Annotated in this window: 11 protein-coding genes; 9 read left to right on the forward strand and 2 right to left on the reverse strand. The window is 69.3% G+C overall.

Annotated features, from left to right (window positions below; all coding sequences use genetic code 11):
• Positions 1 to 28: 28 nt before the first annotated feature.
• Both AMYHA_RS06350 and AMYHA_RS06355 read left to right on the forward strand, forming a co-directional pair.
• Positions 29 to 700: a metal-dependent transcriptional regulator gene (locus AMYHA_RS06350; protein ID WP_034268935.1), complete on the forward strand. Its 672-nt coding sequence runs from the start codon at positions 29 to 31 to the stop codon at positions 698 to 700.
• Positions 701 to 709: 9 nt separating this feature from the next.
• Complete coding sequence (locus AMYHA_RS06355) at positions 710 to 1,480, forward strand: TIGR01458 family HAD-type hydrolase (RefSeq protein WP_034268938.1); 771 nt, start codon at positions 710 to 712, stop codon at positions 1,478 to 1,480.
• A gap of 1 nt (position 1,481) precedes the next feature.
• On the opposite strand, the gene kstR is transcribed toward AMYHA_RS06355, so the two are convergent.
• The gene (gene kstR / locus AMYHA_RS06360) at positions 1,482 to 2,114 is read right to left on the reverse strand and encodes a cholesterol catabolism transcriptional regulator KstR (protein WP_157362474.1); all 633 of its coding nucleotides are present in this window, start codon (positions 2,112 to 2,114) and stop codon (positions 1,482 to 1,484) included.
• Between the two features lie 155 nt (positions 2,115 to 2,269).
• Here kstR and AMYHA_RS06365 point away from each other — a divergent pair, with 155 nt between their 5' ends.
• The 7 genes from AMYHA_RS06365 (at position 2,270) to AMYHA_RS06395 (ending at position 10,970) form a co-directional block, all read left to right on the forward strand.
• On the forward strand, positions 2,270 to 4,411 hold the full coding sequence (locus AMYHA_RS06365; protein WP_034276114.1) for an acyl-CoA dehydrogenase family protein: 2,142 nt from the start codon (positions 2,270 to 2,272) through the stop codon (positions 4,409 to 4,411).
• An 83-nt stretch (positions 4,412 to 4,494) separates the two neighbouring features.
• Positions 4,495 to 5,910 carry a WS/DGAT/MGAT family O-acyltransferase gene (locus AMYHA_RS06370; protein ID WP_034268944.1) on the forward strand — a complete coding sequence of 472 codons (1,416 nt, stop codon included), beginning with the start codon at positions 4,495 to 4,497 and terminating at the stop codon, positions 5,908 to 5,910.
• A 34-nt stretch (positions 5,911 to 5,944) separates the two neighbouring features.
• Positions 5,945 to 7,150 carry an acyl-CoA dehydrogenase family protein gene (locus AMYHA_RS06375; RefSeq protein ID WP_034268947.1) on the forward strand — a complete coding sequence of 402 codons (1,206 nt, stop codon included), beginning with the start codon at positions 5,945 to 5,947 and terminating at the stop codon, positions 7,148 to 7,150.
• Position 7,151: 1 nt separating this feature from the next.
• Positions 7,152 to 8,306 (forward strand): acyl-CoA dehydrogenase family protein, encoded by a 1,155-nt coding sequence (locus tag AMYHA_RS06380; RefSeq protein WP_034268950.1) that lies wholly within the window; start codon positions 7,152 to 7,154, stop codon positions 8,304 to 8,306.
• Positions 8,303 to 9,298, forward strand: coding sequence for a bifunctional MaoC family dehydratase N-terminal/OB-fold nucleic acid binding domain-containing protein (locus AMYHA_RS06385; RefSeq protein ID WP_051399601.1), 996 nt, complete (start codon positions 8,303 to 8,305; stop codon positions 9,296 to 9,298). Before AMYHA_RS06380 ends, AMYHA_RS06385 begins: the two co-directional genes overlap by 4 nt.
• Entirely contained in the window at positions 9,295 to 9,756 is a 462-nt protein-coding gene (locus AMYHA_RS06390; RefSeq protein ID WP_407919874.1) for a MaoC family dehydratase, read from the forward strand. The genes AMYHA_RS06385 and AMYHA_RS06390 overlap by 4 nt, the downstream gene beginning before the upstream one ends.
• Positions 9,753 to 10,970: a lipid-transfer protein gene (locus AMYHA_RS06395; RefSeq protein WP_407919875.1), complete on the forward strand. Its 1,218-nt coding sequence runs from the start codon at positions 9,753 to 9,755 to the stop codon at positions 10,968 to 10,970. The genes AMYHA_RS06390 and AMYHA_RS06395 overlap by 4 nt, the downstream gene beginning before the upstream one ends.
• A 50-nt stretch (positions 10,971 to 11,020) precedes the next feature.
• Here AMYHA_RS06395 and AMYHA_RS06400 read toward each other — a convergent pair whose 3' ends face one another.
• Complete coding sequence (locus AMYHA_RS06400; protein ID WP_034268952.1) at positions 11,021 to 12,586, reverse strand: phytoene desaturase family protein; 1,566 nt, start codon at positions 12,584 to 12,586, stop codon at positions 11,021 to 11,023.
• Positions 12,587 to 12,592: the final 6 nt, after the last annotated feature.

Below are 12,592 nucleotides of genomic sequence, written 5' to 3' on the forward strand. Positions count from 1 at the left end.
CCGGTGAACGGGCCCGTATCGTAGGGGTATGCCTGATCGGTTGCAGCGACGTTCGGCCTCGATCGAGGACTACGTCCGGGTCATCTACGGCCTCGCCGAGCGTGGGGACGAGGTCACCAACACCACGCTGGCCTCGCGGCTCGAGGTCAGCCCGTCCTCGGCGTCGGGCATGGTGACCAAGCTCTCGCAGCAAGGGCTCGTCGCGCACGTCCCGTACAAGGGGATCGGCCTGACCCCGGAAGGCATGAAGCTGGCCCGATCCGTGCTGCGCAGGCATCGCTTGATCGAGTCATATCTGGTCTCCGAGCTGGGCTACACCTGGGACGAGGTGCACGCCGAGGCCGACGCGCTCGAACACGCCGTCTCTGACCTGCTGATCAACCGGATCGCGGCGAAGCTCGGCAACCCGCTACGCGACCCGCACGGCGACCCGATCCCGTCCGCGGACGGCAGTGTCGAGGAGTTGCCCACCCGCATCCTCGACGAGCTGGAACCCGGCGCCGTCGGTGAGATCGTGCGGGTCTGGGACACCGATCCTGACCTGCTGCGCTACCTCGCTGACCGGCAGATCGGCCTCGGTGAACGCATCGAGGTCGTCGAGCGGCAGCCGTTCGGCGGGCCGCTGGTCGTCAAGGTCGGCACGGACACCCACGCGCTCGGTAAGGAGATCGCGCAAGCGCTCTCGGTGGCGTTGCTGTAGGAGTCCGCGATGCGTGGCGTGCTGATCGACATCGACGGGGTGCTCACGGTTTCGTGGCGGCCACTGCCCGGTGCGGTTGACGCGCTGGCCTGGCTGCGTCGCACTGGCCATCCGCTGAAGCTGGTCACCAACACCACGTCACGCTCCCGTCGTTGGATCGCGGACACGCTGGCCGACGCTGGGTTCGACGTCGGCATTGACGACGTCGTTACCGCGCCGGTCGCCACCGCGGCTTACGTCGCGGAGCACTTCGCCGGTGCGCGGTGCCTTGTGCTGAACAGCGGCGACATCGGCGAGGACCTGGCCGGGCTCGATGTCGTGACGGACGGCACGCCGGACGTCGTCCTGGTCGGCGGGGCTGGCCCCGAGTTCTCCTACGACGCGCTCAACACGGCGTTCCGGCACGTGCAGCGTGGCGCGCGGCTGGTGGCGATGCAGCGCAACCTGTTCTGGCGCACCGACTCTGGCCTTCAGCTCGATACAGGGGCGTTCCTCGCCGGACTGGAGCGGGCCGCCAAGGTGGAGGCCGACGTCGTCGGCAAACCGGCGGCCAGCTTCTTCGCCAGCGCGTTGCGGCTGATCGACGTCGCGGCGGAGGACGCGATGATGGTCGGCGACGACATCGAGTCCGACGTCCTCGCGGCGCAGCGAGCGGGGCTGACCGGGGTGCTTGTCAAGACAGGCAAGTACCTGCCGGAGACGCATGCGCGGGCCGACGGTACCCCGGACCACGTGATCGACTCGTTCGCCGATCTGCCCGACCTGCTGCGCGGCGGTTGACTCAGTCCTCGTCGCGGCCTTCAAGCAGCAGCCGCACCGACAGCTCAAGCCGGTGCTGGACGTCGGTGGCCGATGCGCGCCGAGTCACCCATGCCACCAGGTTCGCCATCCAGACGTCGGCGATCATGTGGAAGATGACGCTGTCCCGCTCGGTGGGCACCTCTTTGCCCATCGCACGGGCGAACATGCTCTCCATCAGCTTGCCGACCTGCTCGACCTCGGCGGCGGCCGTGGTGTCGGCGAACATGAACGCGCGCACCATCGCCTCGGTCAGATGCGGGTCGCGCTGCATCATCCTGGTGTTGCGCCCCAGCACGAACAACAGCCGATCGGTTGGCGTGTCGCCGGGGATCTTGGTGCGGTCGAGCTTCTCACTCGCCCGCTGGAATTCCCGCGACAGGCCTGCGACAAGCAGGTGCACTTTGGACGGGAAGTACCGGTACAGCGTGCCGAGCGCGACGTCGGCCTTGTCCGCGACCGCGCGCATCTGCACCGCGTCGTAGCCGCCTTTCGCCGCCAGCGCGAGCGTGGCGTCGATGATCCGCTTGCGCCGTTCGCGCTGTGCCGCCGATCCAAGCTCCTCGCTCGACGTCGTGGCCATTCCGGTGCTGTTGCTCGTCGCTTGTGGCGGCATGGGTGGCATCCGCTGGCTCCCCGTTGGTCGGAACCTGTTGCAGGTTGTCGGAGGTAGCTTACCTGAGCCCCCCGTCTCCGCATGTGGCGCGGTAGTCGACACATATATAGAACACGTTCTACTCTTGAGTGGTCGACATTGCCGAGGAGGAACCCGTGCCGATCGCCATCACCGACACCCAGCGTGCGCTCGCCGACTCGATCCGGGACTGGGCCGAGCGGGCCGGATCCGTGGCCGCCGCGCGCGACGGCGCTCCCGAGCGGACCTGGGCCGGGCTGGCCGACATCGGGCTGTTCGGCATCGCGGTCCCCGACGAGCTCGGTGGGGCCGGTGCCAGCATCGCCGACGCCGCGGCCGGGCTGGAGGCCGCAGCCGAGGCGCTGGTGCCCGGCCCGGTGCTGTCCACGATGCTCGCCGCGGTGCTGCTCGGCCGTCACGCGGACGCCGCCGTGGCCAAGGAGGTCGTCCCCGGCCTGGTCGCGGGGACGTCTCGGGCGGCGGTCGCGCTGGAACCCGGCACGGTCACTGGCACCGCGACGCCCGACGGAGTCCGGCTGTCCGGCGACGCGGGCCTGCTACCCGGTGCCGATACCGACGCCGTGTTGCTGCTGTCCGCCGACGTCGACGGCGAGCAGCGGTGGTGCGTCGTCTCGCCCGGTCTCGCGCGGGTCGAACGCCTTGAGTCGCTCGACCTGAGCCGGGATGTCGCCCGCGTCCACCTGGACGACGTCGTCCTGCCGCCGACCGCGCTGCTGCCGGGCACGCAGGACGTCAGGGAGGTGGCGGCCACCTTCGCCGCGGCGGAGGCGTCCGGGGTCGCGGCGTGGTGCCTGCGGACCGCGAGTGAGTACGCCGGCGTTCGGGAGCAGTTCGGCGTCAAGATCGGCACGTTCCAGGCGGTCAAGCAGTTGTGCGCCACCGCGCTGTGCCGGGCGGAACAGGCCGCCGCGCTCGCCTGGGATGCCGCGCGCGCCGCCGACGACGACCCGGACCAGCAAGCCTTCGCGGCCGCGGTAGCGGCGGCGGGTGCCCTTGATGCCGCCGTGGACAACGCCAAGGACTGCATCCAGACGCTCGGTGGCATCGGCTTCACCTGGGAACACGACGCCCATCTCTACCTGCGGCGCGCCGTCGCGCTGCGGCAATGGCTCGGCGGCAGCGCGGCCTGGCGGCGTCGTGCCGCCCGGCTCGCGCTCGACGGCACTCGCCGGGAGCTGGCCATCGACCTGCGCGAACACGGCCCGGACGCTGCCGAAGCCGAGCGGGTGCGGGCCGACATCGCAGAGATCGCCGCCGCACCGGCCGAGCATCGCAGGGGGATGCTCGCCGAGACCGGCTACCTGATGCCGCATTGGCCGAAGCCGTACGGGCTCGACGCGTCGCCCGCGCTGCAACTCGCCATCGACGCCGAGCTGGACCGGGCCGGGATCGAGCGCCCTGACCTGGTCATCGGCGGGTGGGCCACGGCGACCATTCTGCGGCACGGCACCGACGACCAGCGCGATCGCTTCCTGCTGCCGACGTTGCGGGGCGAGCTGAGCTGGTGCCAGCTGTTCAGCGAGCCGGAGGCGGGCTCCGACCTGGCCTCGCTGCGCACCGTCGCGGAGCGCACCGACGGTGGCTGGTTGCTGACCGGGCAGAAGGTGTGGACGTCGCTGGCGCGGGAGGCCGACTGGGCGATCTGTCTCGCCCGCACCGACAAGGACGTGCCCAAGCACAAGGGCATTACGTACTTCCTGGTCGACATGACCTCGCCCGGCATAGAAACCCGCCCGCTGGCCGAGATCACCGGCGAGGAGCGGTTCAACGAGGTGTTCCTGACCAGCGTGTTCGTGCCGGATGCCAACGTAGTGGGTGACCAGGGCGACGGCTGGCGGCTCGCACGTACCACGCTGGCCAACGAGCGTGTCGCGATGAGCGACTCGTCGCTTGGCGAGAGCCTTGAGCGGTTGCTCAAGCTCGTACCCGAGGACGCCGACCTCGCCGAGATTGGCCGGTTGCTTGTGGACGGCGCGGCGTGCGCTGTGCTCGACCTGCGTTCGGTGCTCAACCAGCTCGCCGCGCAAGGGCAGGGCGCGGAGTCGAGCGTGCGCAAGTTGATCGGCGTGCGGCATCGTCAAGACGTCGCCGAGGTGGCGCTGGATCTGTTGGGGCCTGCCGGCGTGGCCGATGCGGCGGCGACCCACGACGTCCAGCACGAGTTCCTGCTCAGCCGGTGTCTGAGCATCGCGGGCGGGACGACGGAGGTGCTGCGCAACGTCGCCGCGGAGCGGATCCTCGGGCTGCCTCGGGGGTGAGTCGCGGACGGCCGCGTTTTCGGCTTTGATCGTCACGTCACAAAAGTAGAACATGTTCTAGTTTTGTGACTATAATCGCTGGTATGCAGCGACTTACCGGGCTTGACGCCAGTTTTCTGTACCTCGAAACGCCACAGCAGCTGCAGCATGTGTGCGCGCTGCTCACGCTCGATCCCTCTACCGTACCCGGCGACCACACGGTCGACGCCTTCGCGCGGCGGCTCGCCGAACGGTGCGCGCGGATCCCGGTGTTTCGCCGCAAGCTCTACAGCACGGCGTTCAATCTGGATCACCCGGTGTGGGTCGCCGACGAGGAGTTCGACGTCGACAACCACGTCTTCCGTGTCGAGCTGCCCGCGCCGGGTGGCAGGGAAGAGTTGGACGAGCTGTGTGCCGATGTCGCGGGCACGCCGATGTCGCGGGATCGGCCGCTGTGGGAGATGCACGTCGTCGATGGCTGCGCAGACGGACGGCTCGCCGTGGTCGTGAAAATGCACCACGCGGGCATCGACGGTGTGAGCGGCGCGAACCTAATCTCCTACCTGTCGAGTCTTGAGCCGGACGCACCGCTGCCTGAGCCACCGCAGGAGGACCTCGGCCCGCCCAGCGCGGTCGACGTGATCGGTGCGGGGCTCGCCGGGTTCGTGCGCAAGCCCGTCGAGCTGGCGCGACTGCTGCCAGAACTGCTCGGCGTCGCCCCGGCGTTCATCGCCCGCTCGCTGCGTGGCGATGGCATGCGACTGCCATTCACCGCGCCGAGGACGTCGGTGAACGGCACCATCACTGGCGAACGGAGCGTCGCCCACGTCGACCTGCCGCTGGACGACGTCAAGCGGGTGAAGAACGCCTTCGGCGTCACGGTGAACGACGTCGTCCTCGCGCTCTGTTCCGGGGCGCTGCGGATGTTCTTCGAGGAGCGTGGCGAGCTGCCGGATAAACCGGTGCTGGCGACCGTCCCGGTGTCGGTGCGGGACCGCAGCCAGCGCTCGGACGACGGCTCGAACAAGGTGTCCACGCTGTTCTCCTCGCTGCCGACGCACCTGGCAGACCCGGTCGCGCGGTTGCGCGAGCTTGGCGACAGCAACCGCAAGGCCAAGCGGCACCACGAGTCGATCCCGGCTGACATACTTCAGGACTGGGCACAGTTCGCCGCGCCGACGACGTTCGGCCTCGCGGTGCGCGCCTACTCGGCGCTGCGACTCGCGGAGAAGCATCCGGTCGTGCACAACCTGGTGATCTCCAACGTGCCCGGCCCGCCGATGCCGCTGTACCTGCTCGGTGCCCGGATCACCGGGATGTACCCGTTCGGGCCGGTGTTCCACGGCGCTGGGCTGAACATCACGGTGGTGTCGCTGGCTGGGCGGGTCGACGTCGGGCTGATCGCCGCGCGCAACCAGGTGGCTGACCTCTGGCCGCTCGCCGACGCGATCTCCGCCGCACTGGCTGAACTGGTGAGGGCCGCGGAACTTGCCACGGACGGGGGTTCTGGTAGAGACTAGAACATGTTCCAGTTTTGCGGTGTGAGGAGAGCGCGTGGACTTCGGTCAGGATGAGATCGCGCAGGCGATCTCCGGACTCGCGCGCGACGTGTTGCGCGCTGAGTGCGATCCCATGGCCAGCCCCGGCGACGGCTACGACGAGCGCGCCTGGTCCGCGCTGGCGAAGGCGGGATTGTTGTCGCTGGTCCTGCCCACCGAGTTGGACGGCGACGGCCTCGGCATCGCCGAGGTCGCGGCGCTGCTCACCGAGGTCGGCAGGCGCGCGGCGGCCGTGCCCGCGTTCCCCGCGCTGGCGCTGGGTGCGCTGACGGTTGCCCAGCACGGCACCGACGAGCAGCGCGCGGCCCTGCTGCCCGGCGTCGGGGACGGCACGACGTTGCTGACCGCGGCGGTGAGCGAGCCGGGTGCGCCGCTGCCCGCACGACCGACGGCCGCGGCGACGCGGGGCGCGCCGACGTCCGGGACTATGGCCGAGTCCGCGACCTTGAGGCGTTCTGGCGATCCGGATGACCACAACGCCTCAAGATCCACTCAGAAGATGTCGGCCGATGCACCGCTGGCCGAAGCTGACCGAGCTTCCTGGCGGCTCACCGGCACCAAGACATCGGTGCCCTACGCGACACAGGCCAGCCACGTCCTCGTCACCGCGACCACTCCGGACGGCGTCGGCGTCTTCCTGCTGGATCCGCATGGCGAGGGCGTCACCGCCACCAGTGCCCCGACGTCCATCGGCGCGGCGGAGCACACCCTGACGTTGGCCGATGCGCCCGCCGACCTGCTCGGCACCGACACCACAGGAGCCACCGCCGCCGCGCTGCGCGACAACGGCGTCGCCGGGGCGCTCGCCCTCGGCAGTGGCGCGCTCGCGGGTGCGTTGGAGCTGACCACCGAGCACCTGCGCACCCGCCACCAGTTCGGCAAGCCGCTGGCCACGTTCCAGGCCGTCGCGCAGCAGATCGCCGACGTCTACATCGCCGCCCGCACCGTCGAGCTGTCGACGACGTCCGCGGTGTGGCGGCTGGCGACCGCTCGCGACGCCGCCGAGGACATCGACGTCGCCACCTACTGGCTCACCGAGGAAGCGCTACCCGCTGTCCGGACCTGCCACCACCTGCACGGCGGCCTCGGCGTCGATGTCACCTACCCGCTACACCGCTACTACGCGACGCTCAAGGACCTCGCCCGCTTCCTCGGCGGCGCGGGGCATCGGCTCGACGTGCTCGCGGGAAAGGAGCGCTGAGGTGCACATCGACCTCACCGACGATCAGCGCGCGCTGCGCGACGAGCTGCGCGAGTACTTCGCGACGCTGATGACCGCCGAGGAGCGCGCCGCGATGCGCACCGAACGGCATGGGCCGGTGTTCCGCGAGGTCGTGCGGCGGATGGGCCGCGACGGCTGGCTCGGCGTCGGCTGGCCCAAGGAGTACGGCGGACACGGCTTCGGCCCGGTCGAGCAACACATCTTCGTGGACGAAGCCTCCCGCGCCGACATCCAACTGCCTTCGGTGACACTGCAAACCGTCGGGCCGACCTTGCAGGTCTATGGAACACAGTCGCAGAAGGACTTCTTCCTGCCGAAGATCCTCGCGGGCGAGGTGCACTTCGCGATCGGATACAGCGAGCCTGATGCGGGCACCGATCTGGCCTCGCTCCGAACGACGGCGGTCCGCGATGGCGACCACTACGTCGTGAATGGACAAAAGATATTCACCACGGGCGGGCACGACGCCGACTACATCTGGCTCGCCGTCAGGACCAATCCGGACGCGCCGAAACACAAGGGCATCTCGATCCTGATCGTCGACACCCGCGACCCTGGCTATAGCTGGACGCCGATCATCACGTGCGACGGCGCACACCACGTCAACGCGACGTACTACACCGACGTGCGGGTGCCAGTGGACATGCTGGTTGGCGAGCAGGACAAGGGCTGGAAGCTGATCACGTCGCAGCTCAATCACGAGCGCGTCATGCTCGGGCCAGCCGGGCGCATCGGTGCGGTGTATGACCGGGTACGCGCGTGGGCGACGACGAATGGGCTGCTCGATCGGCCCGACGTCGCGGCAGCGCTCGCGGAGACCCGTGCCACCCAGCGCGTCAACGAACTGCTCAACTGGCAGGTCGCCAGTGCCGACGCCGATAAGCCCGTTGATGTCGCGGACGCCTCCGCGACGAAGGTGTTCGGCTCCGAGCGGATCCAACGTCTCGTCGCGCTGCTGGAAGACGTCGTCGCACGCCACGGAGACCTTGCCGACCCCACCACCGCGGGACTCGCCGACTGGCTGGACATGCAGGCCAAACGCAACCTGGTGCTCACATTCGGTGGCGGCGTCAACGAAATCCAACGGGAGCTGATCGCTATGACCGGACTCGATCTGCCGAGGGTGCCACGATGACGACTGACGCGACCGCGACCGAAGCGACCGACCCCGAGGCGGACCGGATCAGGCAGGCCGCTGAGCGCATCGCAGCCGGGGGTCCGTCCGCTCCGGTGCTCGGTAGAGACCCGGTGAACCAGGCCATGGTGAACACCTGGGCCGAGGCCATGGGCGACGCCAACCCCGTCTACACCGACGCATCGGCCGCTGAGTCGTCCGTCCACGGTGAACTCGTCGCGCCGCCAGCGATGGCGCAAGTGTGGACGATGCGCGGTCTGCACGGGACACGCGCCGAGGACGATCCGCTCGGCGCGATGATGCTCGCGCTCGACGAGGAAGGCTTCACCTCGGTGGTGGCGACCAACTCCTCGCAGACGTACCACCGCTACCTGCGACCGGGCGAGCACGTCGCGGCATCGAATCGCCTGGAGAGCGTTGTCGGTCCGAAACAGACCGCGCTCGGTGAGGGCTGGTTCGTCACGACACGGACGACGTGGACGGTCGGCGAGGAAGTCGTTGCCGAGATGACATTCCGGGTGCTCAAGTTCCGTCCAGTATCAAGCCGTCCGACGGTAGCGCGCGAGGGGGCGCGCATCATCGACGCGCCGGAGTACGCCGACGGGGTACTGCGCCCGGTGATCTCCCGCGACACGGCATTCTTCTGGGAGGGCACGCAGGTCGGCGAGCTGCGCATCCAGCGGTGGGGCGACACGTTGCGGCATCCGCCCGGCCCTGTCGATCCCAGCGGCGACCTCGACGCCAAGCCCGACTACATCGTGGCGCGTGGCACCGGCACGGTCTACAGCTACGTCGTCCATCACCACCCGAAGGTGCCCGGCAAGCGGCTGCCGTTCGTGGTGGCGCTGGTCGAGCTGGACGAAGGTGTCCGGGTGCTTGGCGAGCTCATCGACGCCGAGCCTGACGACGTCTACATCGGACTTCCGGTGCGAGCGGTGTTCCTGCGCATCGATGAAGAGCTGACCCTGCCAGCCTGGGAGGTACTGCGATGAGCATTGCTCGCGAATCCGAACCATCGGGCACCGCGACGCTGTCCGCATCGGACGTCGAGGTTGGGGCGACGTTGCCACCGATGACGATCAAGGCGACACCGACGTTCGTCATCAGCACCGCGCTGGCCACCCGCGACTTCCAAGACGTCCACCACGACCGCGACGCGGCCGTCGCGCGCGGTTCCAAGGACATCTTCCTCAACATCCTCACCGACAACGGCCTTGTGCAGCGGTTCGTCACCGACTGGGCTGGCCCGGATGCGCTGGTGCGCTCGATCGACATCAAGCTCGGCGTGCCGTGCTATGCCTACGACACGCTCACCTTCACCGGCACGGTCACCGACCGCGTCATCGTGGACGGTGAGCAGCGATGGGTGGTCGAGGTGGTCGGCAAAGGCAACCTGGGTGACCACGTGCGCGGCATGGTCCACATCGCACTGCCGGAGGTGGCGTCGTGAGTGCCTATCAGCGTTCTAACCCTGACCAGCACTCACGAGTCCGGGAGATCCTGTCCGGCAACGCGGCTATCGCCGGGATCGGCGCGACCGAATTCTCCAAGGACTCCGGTCGCAGCGAGCTGCGGCTCGCGTCGGAGGCGGTGCGGGCAGCGTTGGCGGACGCCGGACTCGAACCGGCCGATGTGGACGGACTGGTCACGTTCACCATGGACAGCAACGCGGAGATCGCCGTTGCCCGCGAGCTGGGCATGGGTGACCTGCGGTTCTTCAGTCGCATCGGCTACGGCGGGGGTGCGGCCGCGGCGACGGTGCAGCAGGCCGCGATGGCCGTGGCCACTGGCGTCGCCGACGTCGTGGTCGCCTACCGCGCGTTCAACGAGCGGTCAGGGCACCGGTTCGGGCAGGTGTCGTCGGCGGCAGCGCAGCAAGTCAACACCTCCGGGATCGACAACAGCTTCACCTACCCGATGGGCATCGCGACACCCGCAGCGACGGTGGCGATGCTGGCCAGGCGTTACCAGCACGACTACGGCGCGACTAGCGAGGACTTCGGCCGGATCGCCGTCATCGACCGCGCCAACGCCGCTACCAACCCGAGCGCGTGGTTCCACGGCAAGCCGATCACGCTGGACGACCACCAGGCGTCACGGTGGATCGCCGAGCCGCTGCGGCTGCTCGACTGCTGCCAGGAGTCCGACGGCGGGGTGGCGCTGGTGATCGTGAGCGCCGAACGCGCGCGCGAACTGGCGCATCCTCCCGCGGTCGTGCGCGCCGCCGCGCAAGGCAGTGGGCCGGACCAGTACGTCATGACCAGCTACTACCGCGACGAACTGGCGTCACTGCCGGAAATGCACGTCGTCGGGCGGGAGCTGTGGCGCCAGGCGGAACTTGGGCCATCCGATGTGGACGTCGCGGTGCTGTATGACCACTTCACGCCGTACGTGCTGCTGCAACTTGAGGAGCTGGGTTTCTGCGGTCGCGGCGAGGCGAAGGACTTCATCGCGGATGGCAGGCTGGAGCTGGAAGGCTCGCTGCCGCTCAACCCCCACGGCGGTCAGCTCGGCGAGGCCTACATCCACGGCATGAACGGCATCGCGGAAGGCGTCCGGCAACTGCGCGGGACGGCGGCAAACCAGGTCACCGGCGCGGAGACCGTGCTCGTCACCGCGGGGACCGGCGTACCGACCTCCGGCCTGGTACTGACGTCGTCGTAGCTTGACCGCGAGTCCCGCTTTCCGGGGCCGCGAGTTCCGACTTCTGGCGGTCAGCTTGCGTCGCGGGAGGTGAGCACCGCCATCGCCGCGTTGTGGCCGCCGATGCCGCTCACCCCGCCGCCGCGCATCGCGCCCGCGCCGCAACGGAGGATGCGCGGGTGCCGGGTAGCGACACCCCACGGGTCGGCCGGGTCGTCGGCGTACGGCCACGCGAGATCGCCGTGGAAGATATGCCCGCCAGGCAGCCCGAGCTCGCGCTCCAGGTCCACCGGCGTCTTCGCCTCCAGACACGGCTTGCCGTCGGCGTCGGTGAGCAGGCAGTCCTCGATCGGTTCGTCGAGCACATGATTCAGCGACGTCAACGTGGCGGCCAACGCCGCATCGCGGGCGGCATCGTTGCCGCCAATGCCGTTGTCGGACCGGAACAGCCGTGCGGGCATGTGCAGCCCGAACAGGGTCAGCGTGTGCACACCGGCCGCGCGCTCGGCGGGCCCGAGAATCGACGGGTCGGTCAGCGAGTGGCAGTACACCTCGCACGGCGGCAGGCTCGGAATCCGACCGGCCGACGCCTCGGCGTAGGCGGTGGCCAGCTGCCGGTACCCCTCGTTGACGTGCAGCGTTCCGCTGAACGCCGCCTCCGCCGTGACGTCCGGGTCGGCCAGCCGGGGCAGCCTGCGCAGCGCCATGTTGACCTTCAACTGCGCGCCTTCCGGCTCCGGCTCCTCGTGCGATTCACCGAGCAGTGCGGCCAGCCGCGACGGCGCGACGTTGGCCAGCACATGACCGGCGCGCACCGTCCGCTCGACGTCGTCGTGGACGTAGCGCACCTCGCCGTCCGGGTCGATACCGGTCACGTCGGCGCTGGTCACGACCTCGACGCCCGCGCGCTCGGCAGCGTCGCGCAGCGCGGCGGTGACCGCGCCCATCCCGCCGACCGGCACCCGCCACTCGCCGGTGCCGTTGCCGATCACGTGGTACAGAAAGCAGCGGTTCTGCCGCAGCGACGGATCGTCCGCCGCTGCGAACGTGCCGATGAGCCCATCGGTCAGCAGCGTCCCGCGAACGGCGTCATCGGCGAACGCCGATTCCAGTGCGTGACCAAGCGGTTCGGTGAACACCTCTCGCCACGTCCGATCGTCGACCAGCATGCGCAGCTCGTCGCGGCTCGGCAACGGAGTGGTCAGCGTCGGAAACACCCGCTTGGCGAGCCGTTCCAGTCGCGAGGAGAACTCCTGCCACGCCGTGAAATCGGCGTCTGATCCGGTGACCGCTGTGAACGACGCCTTGGTGCGTGCCGGATCGGCATTGTCGACAAGGAGACCCGTCGACGTGCCGTCGTCGCGGCGCACCGGCGTGTACCAGCCGAACCGGCGCGCCCGCAACGACAACCACAGCCCAAGGTCGTCGACGATCCGCTGCGGCAACAGGCTGACCAGGTACGAGTACCGGGACAACCGGACGTCGACGCCGGGAAACGCGCGGTACGACACCGCGGCGCCGCCGACCTCGCCCTTGCGCTCCAGTACGCGCACCGACAACCCGGCGCGGGCGAGATAGGCGGCCGCGACGAGCCCATTGTGGCCGCCACCGACAACGACGACATCCGGATCGCTCATGGGAGG

The organism is Haloechinothrix halophila YIM 93223 (assembly GCF_000504245.1).
GTDB classification, from domain to species: Bacteria; Actinomycetota; Actinomycetes; order Mycobacteriales; family Pseudonocardiaceae; genus Haloechinothrix_A; species Haloechinothrix_A halophila.